This is a genomic window from Klebsiella sp. 2-CIP_Kleb. (assembly GCF_050378715.1).
Lineage (GTDB): Bacteria > Pseudomonadota > Gammaproteobacteria > Enterobacterales > Enterobacteriaceae > Klebsiella > Klebsiella quasipneumoniae.
The window spans coordinates 1,614,977-1,633,250 of record NZ_JBNRLG010000001.1; the positions used below are offsets into that span (position 1 = coordinate 1,614,977).

The 18,274-nt window shown below is 57.7% G+C and carries 21 protein-coding genes; 5 read left to right on the forward strand and 16 right to left on the reverse strand.

Features of this window, described 5'->3' with window-relative positions; all coding sequences use genetic code 11:
* Window positions 1-4 precede the first annotated feature (4 nt).
* The gene (mltF, locus tag ACQUTP_RS07790; protein ID WP_285755179.1) at window positions 5-1,621 is read left to right on the forward strand and encodes a membrane-bound lytic murein transglycosylase MltF; all 1,617 of its coding nucleotides are present in this window, start codon (window positions 5-7) and stop codon (window positions 1,619-1,621) included.
* On the opposite strand, the gene tadA is transcribed toward mltF, so the two are convergent.
* A complete protein-coding gene (gene tadA / locus ACQUTP_RS07795; RefSeq protein WP_017900419.1) occupies window positions 1,618-2,127 on the reverse strand; it encodes a tRNA adenosine(34) deaminase TadA in 510 nt (169 codons plus the stop codon). The two genes, mltF and tadA, sit on opposite strands and share 4 nt — an antisense overlap.
* 62 nt (window positions 2,128-2,189) lie before the next feature.
* Window positions 2,190-2,825 (reverse strand): phosphatidylglycerophosphatase C, encoded by a 636-nt coding sequence (gene yfhb, locus ACQUTP_RS07800; RefSeq protein WP_017900418.1) that lies wholly within the window; start codon window positions 2,823-2,825, stop codon window positions 2,190-2,192.
* Between the two features lie 211 nt (window positions 2,826-3,036).
* Between yfhb and ACQUTP_RS07805 the strand changes: the two genes are divergently transcribed.
* Complete coding sequence (locus tag ACQUTP_RS07805) at window positions 3,037-3,885, forward strand: MurR/RpiR family transcriptional regulator (RefSeq protein WP_048325378.1); 849 nt, start codon at window positions 3,037-3,039, stop codon at window positions 3,883-3,885.
* Window positions 3,886-3,941: 56 nt separating this feature from the next.
* Entirely contained in the window at window positions 3,942-4,202 is a 261-nt protein-coding gene (locus ACQUTP_RS07810; protein ID WP_004144350.1) for a YfhL family 4Fe-4S dicluster ferredoxin, read from the forward strand.
* Window positions 4,203-4,214: 12 nt separating this feature from the next.
* Here the strand turns inward: ACQUTP_RS07810 and acpS are convergent, their stop codons facing one another.
* From acpS to rseD, 12 genes are all read right to left on the reverse strand, one after another.
* The gene (gene acpS / locus ACQUTP_RS07815; protein WP_004201835.1) at window positions 4,215-4,595 is read right to left on the reverse strand and encodes a holo-ACP synthase; all 381 of its coding nucleotides are present in this window, start codon (window positions 4,593-4,595) and stop codon (window positions 4,215-4,217) included.
* Window positions 4,595-5,326 carry a pyridoxine 5'-phosphate synthase gene (pdxJ, locus tag ACQUTP_RS07820; protein WP_017900416.1) on the reverse strand — a complete coding sequence of 244 codons (732 nt, stop codon included), beginning with the start codon at window positions 5,324-5,326 and terminating at the stop codon, window positions 4,595-4,597. Before pdxJ ends, acpS begins: the two co-directional genes overlap by 1 nt.
* A gap of 11 nt (window positions 5,327-5,337) precedes the next feature.
* Window positions 5,338-6,075, reverse strand: a complete 738-nt coding sequence (gene recO, locus ACQUTP_RS07825; RefSeq protein ID WP_004201833.1) for a DNA repair protein RecO — start codon at window positions 6,073-6,075, stop codon at window positions 5,338-5,340.
* 11 nt (window positions 6,076-6,086) lie between these two features.
* A complete protein-coding gene (gene era / locus ACQUTP_RS07830; RefSeq protein WP_017900415.1) occupies window positions 6,087-6,992 on the reverse strand; it encodes a GTPase Era in 906 nt (301 codons plus the stop codon).
* The gene (gene rnc, locus ACQUTP_RS07835; RefSeq protein WP_002914065.1) at window positions 6,989-7,669 is read right to left on the reverse strand and encodes a ribonuclease III; all 681 of its coding nucleotides are present in this window, start codon (window positions 7,667-7,669) and stop codon (window positions 6,989-6,991) included. The genes era and rnc overlap by 4 nt, the downstream gene beginning before the upstream one ends.
* Before the next feature lie 249 nt (window positions 7,670-7,918).
* Entirely contained in the window at window positions 7,919-8,893 is a 975-nt protein-coding gene (lepB, locus tag ACQUTP_RS07840) for a signal peptidase I (protein WP_004201827.1), read from the reverse strand.
* A 15-nt stretch (window positions 8,894-8,908) separates the two neighbouring features.
* On the reverse strand, window positions 8,909-10,708 hold the full coding sequence (gene lepA, locus ACQUTP_RS07845) for a translation elongation factor 4 (RefSeq protein ID WP_004201823.1): 1,800 nt from the start codon (window positions 10,706-10,708) through the stop codon (window positions 8,909-8,911).
* 185 nt (window positions 10,709-10,893) lie between these two features.
* The gene (rseC, locus tag ACQUTP_RS07850; protein ID WP_004201822.1) at window positions 10,894-11,373 is read right to left on the reverse strand and encodes a SoxR-reducing system protein RseC; all 480 of its coding nucleotides are present in this window, start codon (window positions 11,371-11,373) and stop codon (window positions 10,894-10,896) included.
* Window positions 11,370-12,326, reverse strand: a complete 957-nt coding sequence (rseB, locus tag ACQUTP_RS07855; protein ID WP_004201821.1) for a sigma-E factor regulatory protein RseB — start codon at window positions 12,324-12,326, stop codon at window positions 11,370-11,372. Before rseB ends, rseC begins: the two co-directional genes overlap by 4 nt.
* Window positions 12,326-12,976: an anti-sigma-E factor RseA gene (gene rseA / locus ACQUTP_RS07860; protein WP_004201820.1), complete on the reverse strand. Its 651-nt coding sequence runs from the start codon at window positions 12,974-12,976 to the stop codon at window positions 12,326-12,328. The genes rseB and rseA overlap by 1 nt, the downstream gene beginning before the upstream one ends.
* A gap of 32 nt (window positions 12,977-13,008) precedes the next feature.
* On the reverse strand, window positions 13,009-13,584 hold the full coding sequence (rpoE, locus tag ACQUTP_RS07865) for an RNA polymerase sigma factor RpoE (RefSeq protein ID WP_002914074.1): 576 nt from the start codon (window positions 13,582-13,584) through the stop codon (window positions 13,009-13,011).
* A complete protein-coding gene (rseD, locus tag ACQUTP_RS07870) occupies window positions 13,581-13,685 on the reverse strand; it encodes a rpoE leader peptide RseD (RefSeq protein ID WP_122383554.1) in 105 nt (34 codons plus the stop codon). The genes rpoE and rseD overlap by 4 nt, the downstream gene beginning before the upstream one ends.
* Before the next feature lie 319 nt (window positions 13,686-14,004).
* Here rseD and nadB point away from each other — a divergent pair, with 319 nt between their 5' ends.
* The gene (nadB, locus tag ACQUTP_RS07875) at window positions 14,005-15,624 is read left to right on the forward strand and encodes an L-aspartate oxidase (RefSeq protein WP_004201819.1); all 1,620 of its coding nucleotides are present in this window, start codon (window positions 14,005-14,007) and stop codon (window positions 15,622-15,624) included.
* Here the strand turns inward: nadB and trmN are convergent.
* On the reverse strand, window positions 15,609-16,346 hold the full coding sequence (trmN, locus tag ACQUTP_RS07880; protein WP_004201818.1) for a tRNA(1)(Val) (adenine(37)-N(6))-methyltransferase TrmN: 738 nt from the start codon (window positions 16,344-16,346) through the stop codon (window positions 15,609-15,611). The two genes, nadB and trmN, sit on opposite strands and share 16 nt — an antisense overlap.
* Before the next feature lie 131 nt (window positions 16,347-16,477).
* On the opposite strand from trmN, the gene srmB reads away from it, so the two are divergent.
* On the forward strand, window positions 16,478-17,809 hold the full coding sequence (gene srmB / locus ACQUTP_RS07885; RefSeq protein ID WP_004201817.1) for an ATP-dependent RNA helicase SrmB: 1,332 nt from the start codon (window positions 16,478-16,480) through the stop codon (window positions 17,807-17,809).
* Between the two features lie 46 nt (window positions 17,810-17,855).
* Here srmB and grcA read toward each other — a convergent pair whose 3' ends face one another.
* Entirely contained in the window at window positions 17,856-18,239 is a 384-nt protein-coding gene (grcA, locus tag ACQUTP_RS07890) for an autonomous glycyl radical cofactor GrcA (protein ID WP_002914084.1), read from the reverse strand.
* Between the last annotated feature and the right edge of the window lie 35 nt (window positions 18,240-18,274).

Genomic DNA, 18,274 nt, shown 5'->3' on the forward strand with positions numbered 1-18,274 from the left:
CAGAATGCCGCTCATTCGACGACAACCTTGCGTTTTTTCCGGACATCGCCTGCTGAGGAACCTGAAGCTGCAGAAGATTAACGCGCTGAAAAAATTAAAGATTAATTATCTGCTCATCGGCATTGTCACCCTTTTGCTGGCGGCTGCCCTGTGGCCGTCGATCCCCTGGTCCGGTATACCCGAGAACCGGGTGGCGGGTATTATCGCTCGCGGCGAGCTGCGCATCAGCACCATCAACTCGCCGATGACCTTTGCCACCATGAACAATAAAACGTTCGGCCTGGACTACGAACTGGCGAAGCAGTTTGCCGACTACCTCGGCGTGACGCTTAAGATAACCGTCCGGCAGAACATCAGCCAGCTGTTTGACGACCTCGACGACGGTCAGGCCGATATGCTGGCTGCCGGGCTGGTCTATAACCAGGAGCGGGTGAAAAACTATCAGGCCGGCCCCACCTACTATTCTGTTTCGCAACAGCTGGTCTACCGCGTCGGCAATACCCGGCCGCGCACCCTCGCGGCGCTGACCGCCGAGCAGCTCGCCATCGCTCCGGGCCACGTGGCGATCAACGACCTGCAGACCTTAAAAGCCGAGAAATACCCGGATCTTGCCTGGCGCGTGGACGAAAAACGCGGCACCACGGCGCTGATGCAGGCGGTGATTGACGGCAAACTCGATAACACCATCGCCGACTCGGTGGCCGTCAGCCTGTTTCAGCGCGTCCATCCGGAGCTGGCGGTAGCCCTCGATATCACCGACGAACAGCCGGTCACCTGGTTCAGCGCCCGGGACGATGATAATTCCCTGTCGGCGGCGATGCTTGATTTCTTCAACAACATCAATGAAGACGGCACCCTGGCGCGCCTGGAGGAGAAGTACCTCGGCCACGGCAACGATTTTGATTACGTCGATACCCGCACCTTCCTGCGCGCGGTGGAAAACATTCTTCCGGAGGTGCAGCCGCTGTTTGAAAAGTACGCCCGCGAGATCGACTGGCGCCTGCTGGCCGCGATTGCCTGGCAGGAATCCCACTGGGATCCGCAGGCCACCTCCCCCACCGGCGTGCGCGGCATGATGATGCTCACGCGCAATACGGCGCAAAGTCTGGGGCTGACTGACCGGACCGATGCGGCGCAGAGTATCGACGGCGGCATGCGCTATCTACAGGATATGATGGATAAAGTGCCGGATTCGATCCCGAAAGATGAACGCATCTGGTTTGCGCTGGCCGCTTACAATATGGGCTATGCCCATATGCTGGACGCCATGGCGCTCACCCGCAAACAGAAAGGCAATCCTAACAGCTGGGCGGACGTTAAGCTGCGTTTACCGCTGCTGAGCCAGAAACCCTATTACAGCAAACTAAAATACGGCTATGCCCGCGGCCATGAGGCCTACGCCTATGTGGAAAACATCCGCAAATATCAGATAAGCCTTGTCGGCTATTTGTCAGAGAAGGAGCGCCAGCAGCAGCAAACGCTGGCCCTGGCGGAAGATTACCCGGCCGTGCTCCCCAATGAGCTCGAACAGCCGCAGGAGACCACCCTGCCCTTTTTCAAGTTTCGCGCCGATAAACAGATGGATAATGCCCGGATGAAACTCCCGGGCCACCTGTATTAACTTTCCCCGTTCTGCTCCCGGGCTTTCTTCAGCGCTTTTTTCTCTTCCCGCCGCCAGCGGAAGAAGTCGCTCAGCATGGCAGAGCAGGACTCCGCCAGCACGCCTTCGCTAATATCAACCCGATGGTTCATTCCCGGGTGGTGCAGAACATCCATCAGCGAGCCGGCGGCGCCGGTCTTGGCATCCCTGGCGCCAAACACCAGGCGGGCGATACGGCTGTGCACCATCGCCCCCGCGCACATCACGCAGGGCTCGAGGGTCACGTATAGCGTGGCATCGATCAGCCGGTAGTTTTGCAGCACCAGTCCGCCCTGGCGTAAGGCCATAATTTCCGCATGGGCGGTAGGGTCGTGACGGCCTATCGGCCGGTTCCAGCCCTCACCAATGACCTGATTGTTATGCACCAGCACCGCGCCCACCGGTACCTCACCCTCTTCCCAGGCGCGCTTCGCCAGCGTCAGGGCATGACGCATCCAGTATTCATCATTGAGTTCGAGGTCAGACACAGCGGCCACTCCAGCAGAAAAAGCGGGGCGCATTATACATGGGAGCTATCAATTACACACTATTACTCCAGCTGCTGCAGCTCTCCCTGCGGAGTGACCCGCCAGCGATGCTGGCAAAAGCCGAGCAACGGGTTATCCTGCTCGCTGTCGCTATAGCCGCTATACAGCTGCAGCGGTGCGCCAATCTTTTTCTCCAGCTGCACCACCTTTTCATGGCCCAGGCAGCGCAGGGTCAATACCCAGCCGCCCCAGCGGCGCGCGGTGCGGCTGGCTATCAGATTCACCCGCGGCAGCCAGAGGGTATCGCGATAGACCTGTTCCACCAGCGACTGCGGCGAGCCGGTGATCAACCAGACGTCGGCATCGGTACTGGTCAGGTAGGCCGTCAGCCGTGCATGAACCACGGGAAACGCTGTCACATGATGACGAAACCAGCCGACAAACTCCGCTTCCAGCCGCTTCAGTACCGCCTCGCGACGGCCAAAGGTTGACGCCCATAGCAGGAGGCTCATCGGCCAGCGCGCCGCCCGCCCGCACACCGCCAGCCCGGCAAGGATCGCCGGCCCCATCGCCACCACCAGCAGCAGGTTCAGCGGCAGATGGCGCAGCAGGTAGCGCAGAAAACTGCCGAACATATCCTGTTGATGCAAGGTTCCGTCCAGATCGAAAAACACCACTCTCCGTTCACTGTGCTGCAAACTGCCCCCTTCTCTCAGGATTCGCTTCTCGTTAGGGTAAGCTTAACAGTCTTATGCCATGAAGAGGGAAAACATCCCTGCCGTTAAGGAAGAATTAAATTAGCAGGCGAAGGAAAAATTGTGGCTTATGAATTTTTAATTCGTGGTATACCCCTTATAATCGAATAAAAATTCTTTCAGTCACGAGCCGGACGGCTCCAGCGGAGCTCCAATGAACTGTTTAACGCGTATTCGTCAGCGCTATCCCACCCTGGCGGCGAGCGACAAAAAGTTGGCCGATTTTATTCTGAGCCAACCCGATGACACCCGGCACCTCAGCTCGCAGCAGCTGGCGGCGGAAGCCGGGGTGAGTCAGTCCAGCGTGGTTAAATTTGCCCAAAAACTGGGGTTCAAAGGCTTCCCGGCGCTGAAGCTGGCGCTGAGTGAAGCGCTGGCCAGCAGCCCGGATCCGCACTCCGTCCCGGTACATAACCACATTCGCGGTGACGACCCGCTGCGTCTGGTGGGCGAGAAACTCATTAAAGACAATGTCGCCGCCATGCATGCCTCGCTGGACGTCAACACTGAAGAGACGCTGCGGGAAGCCGTCACGCTGCTGCGCAACGCCCGGCGGGTGATCGTCACCGGGATTGGCGCGTCCGGCCTGGTGGCGCGTAACTTTAGCTGGAAGCTGATGAAGATCGGCGTTAATGCTGTTTCGGAGCAGGATATGCACGCCCTGCTGGCGACGGTGCAGGCCATGTCCAGCGACGATCTGCTGCTGGCGATCTCTTACTCCGGCGAGCGTCGGGAGATCAATATGGCGGCCGGTGAAGCGCTGCGCGTGGGCTCCAGGATCCTGGCGATCACCGGCTTTAGCCCTAACGCCCTGCAGCAGCAGGCGACCCACTGCCTGTACACCATCGCCGAAGAGCAGGCGACGCGCAGCGCGGCCATCTCTTCTACCAGCGCGCAAATGATGCTCACCGACCTGCTGTTTATGGGGCTGGTGCAGCAGGATCTGGAGCGGGCGCCGGAGCGCATTCGCCATAGCGAAGCGCTGGTGAAAAAGCTGGTCTGAGCAGAAAATGGGCGTATAATGCCCGCCCTGTTTGTGTTGTTTCTGAGATTTTCCTGATGGCGCTGTTAATTACCAAAAAATGCATCAACTGTGATATGTGCGAGCCGGAGTGCCCCAATGAGGCCATTTCGATGGGTGACAGCATTTATGAAATTAACAGCGACCGCTGCACCGAATGCGTGGGCCATTACGATACGCCCACCTGCCAGAAGGTGTGCCCGATCCCGAATACTATTCTGAAAGATCCGGCACACGTCGAGAGTGAAGAACAGCTGTGGGATAAATTCGTCCTGATGCACCACGCGGATAAAATTTAACCGCCGTCGCGCTTAGCTTTCGACAATCACCGTGGCGCAGGCGTAATGGCGCTCATCGGCGAGCGTGACATGAATATGGCTCACCCCCAACCGTTCCGCCAGCCGTTGCGCCTCACCCCATAGCCGCAGCTTCGGCTTGCCCAGCTCATCGTTGTAAACTTCGAACTGATTAAAGGCCAGCCCGTTGCGGATCCCGGTCCCCAGCGCTTTCGCCGCCGCTTCCTTGACCGCAAAGCGTTTCGCCAGGAAACGCACCGGCTGCTGATGCTGCTCCCAGATACTCCATTCATGGTCGCTCAGCACCCGGCGGGCAAGGCGATCGCCGCTGCGGGCGATCACCGCTTCGATGCGGGCGATCTCGACGATGTCGGTACCCAGCCCGAGAATGGCCATTAGCCGCGCGCTTCCAGCATCAGACGCTTCATTTCCGCGACCGCCTCTTTCAGGCCGCTCATCACCGCGCGGCCAATAATCGCGTGGCCGATATTCAGCTCATGCATTTCCGGCAGCGCGGCAATCGCTTTCACGTTGTGATAGGTCAGACCGTGACCCGCATTAACCTTCAGGCCGAGGCTGGCGGCGTAGGCGGCCGCTTTGGCAATGCGTTCCAGCTCCTTCGCCTGCTCGGCGTCGGTTTTAGCATCGGCATAGCAGCCGGTATGGATTTCGATATAAGGCGCGCCAACGTCCGCTGCCGCTTTAATTTGTGCTTCATCCGCATCGATAAACAGGGAGACCAGGATGCCGGCATCCGCCAGGCGTTGACAGGCATCACGCATCTTGTCGCGCTGGCCGGCGACGTCCAGCCCGCCTTCGGTGGTCACTTCCTGGCGCTTCTCCGGCACCAGGCAGCAGAAATGCGGTTTGGTTTCGCAGGCGATCGTCAGCATCTCTTCGGTGACCGCCATTTCAAGATTCATGCGGGTGTGCAGCGTCTGGCGCAGGATACGCACATCGCGATCGGTGATATGGCGGCGGTCTTCGCGCAGATGCACGGTAATGCCGTCGGCGCCGGCCTGTTCGGCAATGAAAGCCGCCTGAACCGGATCCGGGTAGGCGGTGCCGCGGGCGTTACGCAAGGTCGCGATATGGTCAATATTGACCCCTAACAGTAATTCAGCCATGACAATCCTCGTTAATCATTCTTCGTATTATCCGCTCGCGCCTTTCGCGCGGGCATAAACTGGCGAAACAATTCCCGGCTCTTGAGCGGTTTGCCGCCGAGATAGGGCTTCAGGGCGATACGGGTAAAGCGCTTCGCGGCGCGCAGCGTATCAACATCAGGAAACTCGCGACTCGCCAACGCTTTCAAATGGTGCCCGGTAAACGTGTTGTTATCAATCACCAGGCTGGCAATAAAGCCTTTTTCTTCGCGATAGCGGTAGGTCATGGTGTCGTCCACCGGCTCGCCGCTCCCGGCGCAGTGGAGAAAATCCACGCCATAGCCCAGGTGCCCGAGCAGCGCCAGCTCAAAGCGCCGCAGCGCCGGCTCCGGCGAGCCGCTGGCCCCGGCGAGCGCCTGAATGCAGTGCAAATAGTCAAAAAAGAGTTCGGAGAAGCGCGTTTCGTGCTCCAGCACACGGGAGATAAGCTCGTTAACGTAAAGACCGCTGTAGAGGGTGATGCCGCTGAGCGGCAGCGCCAGCGAGACAGCTTCCGCGCTGCGCAGGGTTTTGACTTCGCCGCGGCCGCCGAAGCGAACCAGCAAGGGGGTAAAGGGCTGTAAAGCGCCTTTAAGATTCGAGCGTTTGGAGCGTGCGCCCTTGGCAACCAGGCGCACGCGACCGGATTCTTCCGTGAAGACGTCCAGCATCAGGCTGGTTTCGCTCCACGGTCGGCTATGCAGGACAAAGGCGCGCTGCCATCCATCCACGTTGCGTTAACTCAGAGGTCGTCAACATAACCGAGACTGCGCAGGGCGCGCTCGTCATCGGCCCAGCCGGATTTCACTTTGACCCACAGCTCGAGGTGCACCGGCGCTTCAAACATCTCCTGCATGTCCTTACGCGCTTCGATACCGATGGTTTTGATTTTGGCGCCTTTGTTGCCAATCACCATCTTCTTCTGCCCTTCACGCTCGACGAGGATCAGGCCGTTGATGTCGTAACCGCCGCGCTCGTTGGTCACAAAACGTTCGATTTCCACGGTGACGGAGTACGGCAGCTCAGCGCCAAGGAAACGCATCAGTTTTTCACGGATGATTTCGGAGGCCATAAAGCGCTGGGAACGATCGGTAATATAATCTTCCGGGAAGTGATGGATCGCTTCCGGCAGATGCTTACGCACGATCGCCGCGATGGTGTCGACGTTGGTCCCCGTTTCCGCCGACATCGGCACGATATCAAGGAAGTTCATCTGGCTGGCGAGGAACTGCAGGTGCGGTAACAGATCCGCTTTTTCCTGCACGTTATCTACCTTGTTGACCGCGAGGATCACCGGCGCTTTCGCGTCGCGCAGCTTGTTGAGCACCATCTCGTCGTCCTGCGTCCAGCGGGTGCCTTCCACCACGAAGATGACCAGTTCAACATCGCCAATCGAGCTGCTGGCCGCTTTGTTCATCAGGCGGTTAATGGCGCGCTTCTCTTCCATATGCAGGCCCGGAGTATCGACGTAAATCGCCTGATACGGCCCTTCGGTATGGATGCCGACGATGCGGTGACGGGTGGTCTGCGCTTTACGGGAGGTGATCGAGATCTTCTGCCCAAGCAGCTTATTCAACAGCGTGGATTTGCCAACGTTTGGACGACCCACGATGGCGACAAACCCACAATAACTTTTTTCTTCGCTCATTCCAGCTCCAGCTTTTTCAGCGCCTGTTCGGCGGCAGCCTGCTCCGCCTTACGACGGCTGGAACCTGTGCCAACCACCGGTTCACTCAGGCCACTGACCTGGCAGTGGATAGTAAATTCCTGATCGTGCGCTTCGCCGCGCACCTGGACCACCAGGTAGGACGGCAGCGGCAGATGACGACCCTGCAGATACTCCTGCAGACGCGTCTTCGGATCCTTTTGCTTATCGCCCGGGCTGATTTCGTCCAGACGAGTCTGGTACCAGGAGAGAATTAAGCGTTCAACGTTCTGAATATCGCTGTCGAGGAAAACCCCGCCAATTAACGCTTCAACGGTGTCCGCGAGAATCGATTCGCGTCGGAAACCGCCGCTTTTCAGTTCGCCCGGCCCGAGGCGCAAGCATTCGCCCAGCTCAAACTCGCGGGCGATTTCCGCCAGCGTGTTGCCGCGCACCAGCGTCGCGCGCATACGGCTCATGTCGCCTTCATCCACGCGAGGAAAGCGATGATACAGCGCGTTAGCGATCACGAAACTTAAAATGGAGTCGCCTAAAAATTCCAGGCGCTCATTATGTTTGCTGCTGGCACTGCGGTGAGTTAATGCCTGTTGCAACAGCTCCTGATGATGAAAAGTGTAGCCCAGCTTTCGTTGAAGCCGATTAATTACGATGGGGTTCATGCGTTACCAATAAATGAATGCGTCAAAGATGCAGCACACGAAACCGACCTGAGCATACGCTTCAAACAGGAAGTTGAAACAGACCAATACGCTTTCGTGTGCAGTGTCACCCGGCAGAGCGACAACCAAAAACTTCGGGGGGATATTCTATACGCAACGACACGGGATGTCGTTAGTTTGAATGGATTTAAATACTAAATAATTCACGCCGCTGCGATAACAGCAGCGGCGTGAATTCAGCAGATGACATTAATGAATTCCACCAATGCGCGATAACCGCACACCGGTCGGCCATTCACCTTCCTGCTTTTCAAAACTCATCCAGATAGCGGTGGCTTTTCCGACCAGGTTTGCTTCCGGCACAAAGCCCCAGTAACGGCTGTCGGCGCTGTTATCCCGGTTGTCGCCCATCATGAAGTACTGACCCGGCGGCACAATCCAGGTGGCCAGCGGCAGACCGCTCTGATGGTAATACATGCCAGCCTGATCCTGAGCAATCGGCACCATCAGAATACGATGCGTGACGTCGCCCAACGTCTCCTGACGCTCGGTGAGGCGAATGCCGTCGGCTTTGGTTTCGCCCTTCGGCAGCTGCCAGAAACCGCTGCTCGCTTCGCCGCCGTTGCTGCGGGAGAAGGTCTGAACGAAATCGCTCGGCTCCACGTTGGAGTAAGTCACCGGCAGCGCGTTGCCGCAGGCCTGTCCGGAGCTACAGCCCGGCTGAATAGTGACCTGCTTGGCAATCGGATCGTAGGTGACCTTATCCCCCGGTAGCCCCACCGCGCGCTTGATGTAGTCCAGGCGCGGGTCTTCCGGATATTTAAACACCACGATGTCGCCGCGCTTCGGATGACCCGTCTCGATCAGCGTTTTCTGATAGATAGGATCTTTAATGCCGTAGGCAAATTTCTCCACCAGGATGAAATCGCCAATCAGCAGAGTCGGCATCATCGAACCGGATGGGATCTGGAACGGCTCATAAATGAATGAACGTACCACCAGAACGATCGCCAGCACCGGGAAAACCGATGCGCCGGTTTCCAGCCAGCCCGGTTTCGGGCCGACTTTCTTCAACGTCTTTTTGTCCAGCTGCTCGCCGGTCGCTGCCTGAGCAGCGGCCTGACGCTCACGACGTTTCGGTGCAAAAATGAACTTGTCCAGGCACCATAAAACGCCCGTCACCAGGGTTGCAATCACCAGGATCAGGGCAAACATGTTCGCCATGCCAACTCCTTAGGGTTATTTGCCGTCTTTACCAACGTGCAGAATGGCGAGGAACGCTTCCTGCGGCAGTTCAACGTTACCGACCTGCTTCATACGCTTCTTACCTTCTTTCTGCTTCTGCAGCAGCTTTTTCTTACGGCTGACGTCACCGCCGTAGCATTTCGCCAGCACGTTTTTACGCAGCTGTTTCACGGTAGAGCGCGCGATGATGTGGTTGCCGATGGCCGCCTGAATCGCGATGTCGAACTGCTGACGCGGAATAAGATCTTTCATCTTTTCCACCAGCTCGCGGCCGCGATACGGCGCGTTATCGTTGTGGGTGATCAGCGCCAGCGCATCGACGCGCTCGCCGTTGATCAGCACATCGACGCGTACCATGTTCGACGCCTGGAAGCGTTTGAAGTTGTAGTCCAGCGACGCATAGCCGCGGGAGGTAGACTTCAGACGGTCGAAGAAGTCGAGCACCACTTCCGCCATCGGGATTTCGTAGGTCAGCGCCACCTGTTTACCGTGGTAAACCATGTTGGTCTGCACACCACGTTTCTCCACGCACAGAGTGATCACGTTGCCGAGGAACTCCTGCGGCAGCAGCATGTGACACTCGGCGATCGGCTCGCGCAGCTCCTGAATATTATTCAGCGGCGGCAGCTTGGACGGGCTGTCGACGTAGATAACTTCTTTGGAGGTGGTCTCCACTTCGTAAACTACCGTCGGCGCGGTGGTGATCAGGTCGAGATCGTATTCACGCTCCAGACGCTCCTGAATGATCTCCATGTGCAGCAGGCCGAGGAAGCCGCAGCGGAAGCCGAAGCCCAGCGCGGTAGAACTTTCCGGCTCGTAGAACAGAGAGGCGTCGTTGAGGCTCAGTTTGCCCAGCGCGTCGCGGAAAGCTTCATAATCATCGGAGCTCACCGGGAACAGGCCGGCATACACCTGCGGTTTCACCTTCTTAAAGCCAGGCAGCGCTTTGTCTGCCGGGTTGCGGGCGGCGGTCAGGGTATCGCCCACCGGCGCGCCGAGGATGTCTTTGATCGCGCAGACCAGCCAGCCTACCTCGCCGCATTTCAGCTCGGTACGGTCAACCTGTTTCGGGGTAAAGATGCCCAGACGGTCGGCGTTATAGACCTGGCCGGTGCTCATGACCTTGATCTTATCGCCCTTGCGCATGGTGCCGTTTTTAATCCGCACCAGCGACACCACGCCGAGGTAGTTATCGAACCAGGAGTCGATAATCAGCGCCTGCAGCGGCGCGTCCGGATCGCCTTCCGGCGGCGGAATATCGCGCACCAGACGCTCCAGCACGTCGGTCACGCCGACGCCGGTTTTCGCCGAGCAGCGCACCGCATCGTGGGCATCGATCCCGACGATATCTTCAATCTCGTCCGCTACGCGCTCAGGGTCGGCCGCAGGCAGGTCGATCTTGTTGAGTACCGGAACGACCTCCAGGTCCATCTCCATGGCGGTGTAGCAGTTGGCCAGAGTCTGGGCTTCTACGCCCTGCCCGGCGTCAACCACCAGCAGCGCGCCTTCGCACGCGGCGAGGGAACGGGAGACTTCATAGGAGAAGTCCACGTGGCCCGGGGTGTCGATAAAGTTCAGCTGATAGGTCTCACCGTCGTTGGCCTTATAGTCCAGGGTGACGCTCTGCGCCTTGATGGTGATCCCGCGTTCGCGCTCAAGATCCATGGAGTCCAGAACCTGGGCTTCCATTTCACGATCAGAAAGGCCACCGCAAATCTGGATGATACGGTCAGACAGCGTCGACTTACCGTGGTCGATGTGAGCGATGATCGAAAAGTTACGTATATTCTTCATATTTAGAGTTAATTATGCCTTACGAGTATCATGAGGCCGCTGTACTGTGCCTGACGTTTTTTAATCCGAAAACGCCGCATTCTACACTACATCCTTGAAACCAGGAAATGCTGTTAGATCCAGCATAACCGCAGAAATTGTGGCGTTGTAACAGGAAGGGTAAATAAAGATAAGGGCCAGTGAAATCACTGACCCATGTCGGAGGAAGGCGTTTCGATACGCACCAGATCCGGCGGCAACGCGACGCTCAGGATCACCGGCTGCCACGACTGGCGCGCTGCCAGCTGCGGCGACAGACCGCGCGCCACCAGGAACCCGCCGACGCCGCCCAGCAGCGCGCCGCAAAGTGACGCGATATCGCTGGCAAACAGCACCTGGAAAATCGACGCCATCACAAACAGCCCCACCAGCGGCGCCATGTAGACCAACAGCGCCGAACCCAGCAGACTGCTCTCGGCGATCCCCAGCTCCACTTTTTGCCCCGCCGTCAACGGCTGCTCGCAGGGCACGCTGATGGTATGGCTGGTCTGCGGCCCCAGCTTGTTTAATACCCGGCTGCCGCAGCCGGCGCGGGAGGCGCAACTGCTGCAGGAGGCTTTAACGTCGCAGTGCACCTGCGCCACGCCGTTATGCCAGGAAACCACGGTGGCCCACTCTTTGATCATTGTACTGCCTTGAATTTAATGCTGTCTGAGATACGCTTCGCCGTCTGCGGCGGCAGTTCGCCCACCACGGTGATCTCCGCGTTATCGCGTACCGTCGTGCTGACGGTGCGTCGGCCGGTGCGCAACAGTTGGTCGCTGCTGGCCGCGGTGGCGCGGTTGATATTGATCGAGAAGCTGAACAAGCCGTCGGAATAGAGACGTGATTCTACCGGACCATCAAAGGTGGGTAGACGACGCTGGCTGCTGGAAACCTCAGTCATGCCCTGAGGGAGCCACGTCGGCGCCCAGTTGAAGTTGGCTTTGTCGCCCCCTTCAGGCACCGACAGCTGCGGCGGCAAATTCGCTTTTGCCAGCGTCTCCATGCTGGCGCTAACGTTATCACCAACGTTGAAAGAGACGACCCGGAACTGCTCCAGCGTTTCACCGTCGCGGTCGAGTAAATCAACGCGCAGCGGCAGCTTAGTCTCAGCGTCCAGCCAGGCGATAAAGCTATAGCGCGTGCCGTCGCGAGCCACGACGCGGATCACGTCGCAGAGGCGGTCGGCGATACGGGTACGGCCCACGGAGATAAAATCATAGGCTGCGCTGAGACGTTTGAAATCGCTGTAAACCAGCGACGGCAGCGAATCGACGATATAGTCGCCGTTCAGGGTGAACGGATCGAGGCCGGGTTCAAAATAGCTGATTTCCGTACCGCGCAGGACCACTTCCCGGCGCGGACCGTCCAGCTGCAGAAGCTGCGCCAGCGGTTGATTGTTCAGTCGCGCGTGACGATAGCGCAGCGACTCAACGCCTTGTTTGCTGATGCTGACGAACGAGAGCTCATAGTTGAGGGACTGGCTGGCCAGGTTCATCTGCTGCAACAACGCCCCGGACGATGTATCAGCCGAGGCGTTGACAGAGAACAACAGACTGCCTGCCATGAGCGACATGGCACACCAAAGTTGCTTCATTACTGCGATTGCGTTCCTAAAGTTTGATAACCCGGCACCTGGACTGCGGCCTGCTGAGTCTGGGCCTGGCCAAACTGAAGCTGCTCAGCGTGCAGGCGGCGCTGCAGTTCGTAGTCCTGCAGCATGGCGTTAATCCGCCGGCGCTGTTCCTGGACCTGAGCCTGCTGGCCGCTACCTGCTGATGCGTCAGCCGGTACGCCAAGACTTACCGGGCTCGCTTTGCCCATCATTGGCAGCGTATTGAACACCGGCGCCTCTGGCTGCTGAGCGGCATCAGACTGCCCATTATAGTGCTGGACGCCGACGATAACCGCAAGCGATACGCAGGCGGCAACGCCCATCTGGGTTAGTGAGCTGGCCCACGGACGCACTTTGTTCCAGAACGGCATCTGCCGCCACTGGTGTGGTGCGGGCTGAGATTCAGGAATAAGCGGCGCCGTCTGACGAACGGGCTCATTTTCAATGGCGGCCATCACCCGGGCGGAGATATCAAATTGCAGCACCTCTGCGGTATCGCCACGCAGCGTATCGCGGATAAGGTGGTAACTCTCCCAGGTTTTTTGCATCTCAGAAGAACGACTCAGCTCGTTGAGCAGTTCGTTATCCAGCGTTTCACCATCCATTAAAGCCGAAAGTTTTTCTTTCTGCATGCCTGATACCCTTTTCCAGTATTCCGCTATCGTCAACGCCTGATAAGCGGTTGAACTTTATTATCAATAGCTTCTCGCGCCCGGAAGATACGCGAACGCACCGTCCCAACCGGACAATCCATGATAGCGGCTATCTCTTCATAGCTCAGGCCATCCAGCTCCCGTAACGTAATTGCCATGCGTAAATCTTCCGGGAGCGATTCAATGGTACGAAAAACTATTTGTCTCAGTTCTTCTGACAACATTAAGTTCTCAGGGTTCGAAATTTCTTTCAACGCTCCGCCGCTTTCGAAGTTTTCCGCCTCGTTGGCGTCAACATCGCTGGACGGCGGACGGCGTCCCTGAGCAACCAGATAATTCTTCGCCGTATTGACGGCGATACGGTATAACCAGGTGTAAAAAGCGCTATCTCCCCGGAAAGAGTCCAGCGCACGCCATGCCTTAACGAACGATTCCTGAACGACGTCAGCGATATCGCCCGGCGGTACATAGCGGGAAACCAGGCTCGCGACCTTATGCTGATAGCGCACTACCAGCAAATTAAACGCTTTCTGATCTCCTTTCTGGACCCGTTCAACAAGGACCTGATCCGTTAACTGCTCGCTCATCCGAGGTAATGTCTCCCCAAACCCAATTCCCATGCGTCTTCAAAACACCACCCAAAATCTGCATTATGAGCAAGCTGACTGTTGGAGTGTATGAAAACAATAAAGTTCCGTTACGCTTTTTGTTTTTTGTCTGGCAACGGCGGCAGATCGTTATCAATCATTATATGCCCTGGTTGCTAAACGATAGGTTAGTCAATAAGAAAAAGCGCAGGCCCGTCTGAAGGGTATCGTAACACGGCGTTTATTTCACTATAAAATCCAATGCTATCAACCTGCCACGCGTCTCATTTTCGCCGTGCTCCAGACCGTTTCCGCTCGCCTGCTGTTTAGCCGTCACAACGCCCGCCAAAAAAAATGTACGATTCCTCACGAGCTGGTGCTATTGTGAGCTAAATGTGTTTAGTAAATTAAACAAAGACGATGAATACCACTCCTGACTTCTCTTGTGATGTGTTGATTATCGGCAGCGGCGCTGCCGGCCTCTCCCTTGCGCTGCGCCTGGCAGAGCACAGTTCGGTGACCGTGCTGAGTAAAGGGCCGATCAGCGAAGGTTCTACGTTCTATGCCCAGGGCGGGATTGCCGCCGTTTTCGACGAGACGGACAGTATTGAATCCCATGTCGAAGATACCCTGATTGCCGGCGCAGGGTTATGCGATCGCCATGCGGTCACCTTCGTCGCCAGCAATGCCAGATCATGCGTCCAGTGGCTTATCGATCAGGGCGTATTGTTTGACACTCAGGTCCAGGCCAATGGCGAAGAGAGCTATCATCTTACGCGCGAAGGGGGCCACAGCCATCGGCGCATTCTCCACGCCGCCGACGCTACCGGCAAAGCGGTGGAGACGACGTTGGTCGATAAAGCCCTCGCCCACCCCAATATCCGCATCCTTGAGCGCAGCAATGCCGTCGACTTGATCGTATCGGATAAGATTGGCTTGCCAGGCACGCGCCGGGTGGTCGGGGCGTGGATCTGGAACCGCAATAAAGAGCGCGTGGAAACCTGCAGCGCGAAGGCGGTGGTGCTCGCCACCGGCGGAGCCGCCAAGGTTTATCAATACACCACTAACCCCGACGTCTCTTCCGGAGACGGTATCGCGATGGCCTGGCGGGCGGGCTGCCGGGTGGCGAATCTGGAATTTAATCAGTTTCACCCCACCGCGCTGTATCATCCGCAGGCGCGCAACTTCCTGCTTACCGAAGCGCTGCGCGGCGAAGGCGCCCACCTTAAACGCCCGGACGGCACCCGCTTTATGCCGGACTTTGACGAGCGCGGCGAGCTGGCCCCACGCGATATCGTCGCCCGCGCCATCGATCATGAGATGAAGCGCCTTGGCGTGGACTGTATGTTCCTTGATATCAGCCATAAACCCGAGGCGTTTGTTCGCCAGCACTTCCCGATGATTTACGAGAAGCTGCTCGGCCTGGGAATTGATTTAACCAAAGATCCGGTACCGGTCGTCCCTGCCGCACATTACACCTGCGGCGGCGTGATGGTGGATGATAATGGCCGCACCGACGTCGATGGGTTATACGCTATCGGCGAAGTCAGCTATACCGGGCTGCACGGCGCGAACCGTATGGCCTCGAACTCGCTGCTGGAGTGCCTGGTTTACGGCTGGTCCGCCGCGGAAGATATTGCCCGACGCCTGCCGCTGGCCCAGAAGGTTAGCACCCTGCCGGCGTGGGATGAAAGTCAGGTGGAGATCCCGGATGAACTGGTGGTTATCCAGCATAACTGGCACGAGCTGCGGCTGCTGATGTGGGATTACGTGGGGATTGTGCGCACCACCCGCAGGCTGGAGCGCGCCCTGCGGCGCATTACCATGCTGCAGCAGGAGCTGGATGAGTATTACGCCCGCTTCCGCGTCTCGAATAATCTGCTGGAGCTGCGCAATCTGGTGCAGGTGGCGGAGCTTATCGTACGCTGCGCGATGTTGCGCAAAGAGAGCCGCGGTCTGCATTACACCCTCGATTATCCGCAGTCGCTGCCGAACAGCGGCCCGTCGATACTGTCGCCCCTGGCTCACATAAAGAGATAAAAATCCTCGGTCAGAGCGGTAAAGCCTTCAGAATACTGCTGCTCTGGCCCGCGAATCGCCAGCCTGTCGCTGAAACACTCCCCCGCCGTCGGGGAGAAAGCCAGCAGCACCCGGTGCGGCGGCCGCAGCTCGGTCTCCGCCACGTCAGTGCGCAGTCGCAGGTGCCAGCCCATCGCGGTTGCCCGTTCGATAAACGCATTACCGATATCTACCGGCAGCACCACGCAAAAAAAGCCTTCTTCGGTGATATGTTCAGCGGCGCAGGTCAGCAGAGAAGCGTGATCGAGCGTAGTGGTATACCGCGCCTGCTCCCGCTGAGAGGTGGCGCAAGGCACCCCTTCCGCAAAAAAGGGCGGGTTACTGATTATCAGTTGATAGCGTCGGGTCTGCGGCGGCTGCCACTGATGAATATCGGCCTGACAGACCTCAACCCGCGCAGCCCATGGCGACGCGAGAGCATTTTCCTGCGCCTGGGCGGCGGCCTCTGCGTCCAGTTCAACCGCATCGATACATACATCATCGCCGGTACGCTGGGCGAGCATTAGCGCCAGCAGGCCGCTGCCCGCGCCAATATCCAGCACATGCTTCACCCCGGCAATCGGCGCCCAGGCACCGAGCAAAATGCCGTCGGTACCCACCTTCATCGCGCAACGATCGTGGGCGATAAAAAACTGTTTGAAGGTAAAACCATTGCGCGGCAGCGCAAACTTCGACTGAGACATCCTCAATAACCTTGCCGACAAAAACTCCTGAACGTAAGGCTATGCACAATACCGGAGAACAGATAGCCTTACAAACAGATGAACATTACGTCAGTAACGTCTATAATCGGCGGCCCACTCAGAGGTAGAACATGACTGTAACGACTTTTTCCGAACTTGAACTCGACGAAAACCTGCTGGAGGCCCTCCAGGATAAAGGTTTCACTCGCCCGACAGCCATTCAGGCCGCCGCTATTCCGCCTGCGCTCGATGGCCGTGACATCCTCGGTTCAGCGCCGACCGGCACTGGTAAAACGGCGGCGTATCTGCTGCCAGCGTTGCAGCACCTGCTCGATTTCCCGCGTAAGAAATCCGGCCCGCCGCGTATTCTTATCCTGACGCCGACCCGCGAGCTGGCGATGCAGGTGGCTGACCACGCCCGCGAGCTGGCAAAGCATACCCATCTGGATATCGCCACCATTACCGGCGGCGTAGCCTACATGAACCACGCAGAAGTGTTCAGCGAAAACCAGGACATCGTGGTCGCCACCACTGGTCGCCTGCTGCAGTATATAAAAGAAGAGAACTTCGACTGCCGCGCCGTCGAGACCCTAATCCTCGATGAAGCCGACCGCATGCTGGACATGGGCTTTGCGCAGGATATCGAAACCATCGCCGGTGAAACCCGCTGGCGCAAGCAGACCATGCTGTTCTCCGCGACGCTCGAAGGCGATGCGATCAAAGACTTCGCCGAACGTCTTCTGGAGGAGCCGGTTGAAGTTTCCGCTAACCCGTCGACTCGCGAGCGCAAGAAAATCCATCAATGGTACTACCGCGCTGACGATATCGAACATAAAACCAAACTGCTGGTGAATCTGTTGCAACAGCCGGAAGCTACCCGCGCTATCGTCTTTGTGCGCAAGCGCGAGCGCGTGCATGAGCTGGCCAACTGGCTGCGTGAAGCCGGGATTAACACCTGCTGGCTGGAAGGCGAGATGGTGCAGGCCAAGCGTAACGAAGCCATCAAGCGTCTGACCGATGGCCGCGTAAACGTGCTGATCGCTACCGACGTCGCCGCCCGCGGTATCGATATTCCGGACGTCAGCCACGTCTTTAACTTCGATATGCCGCGCACCGCCGACATCTATCTGCACCGTATCGGTCGTACCGGGCGTGCAGGTAAGAAAGGCACCGCGATTTCGCTGGTTGAAGCGCACGACCACCTGTTGCTGGGCAAGATCGGCCGCTACGTTGAAGAACCGCTGAAAGCTCGGGTGATTGATGAATTGCGACCAAAAACCCGCGCGCCAAGCGAGAAGCTGACCGGTAAACCATCGAAGAAAGTGCTGGCGAAACGCGCCGAGAAAAAAGAGAAAGAAAAAGAAAAGCCGCGGGTGAAAAAGCGCCACCGCGATACGAAAAATATCGGTAAGCGCCGGAAACCAAGCGCAGCCGGGACGCCATCAGCGCCCAACGAAGAGTAAAAAAAAACGCCGGGTTATCCCGGCGTTTTCACATCTGGCGTTAGCCTTACAGGCTTTCGGTAAAGGTACGAGCGATAACGTCGCGCTGCTGTTCCGGCGTCAGGGAGTTGAAGCGCACCGCGTAGCCAGAAACACGAATGGTCAGCTGCGGATATTTTTCCGGATGCTCAACCGCGTCCAGCAGAGTTTCACGACGCAGCACGTTAACGTTCAGGTGCTGACCGCCTTCCACGCGAACTTCTGGTTTCACGTCTACCGGGATCTCACGGTATTCGATTTCACCCAGTTTACTGACCGCCACCACGTCATCTTCCGCAAAACCACCTTTGGCGCACAGGCAGCGCGCTTCGCCTTTTTCGCTATCCAGCAGCCAGAAAGAGTTCAGCAGGTCGTCGTTTGCCGCTTTAGTAATTTGGATACCAGTAATCATTTGATGCCTCCCAGGCAGTGTTTATTCGATTTTGG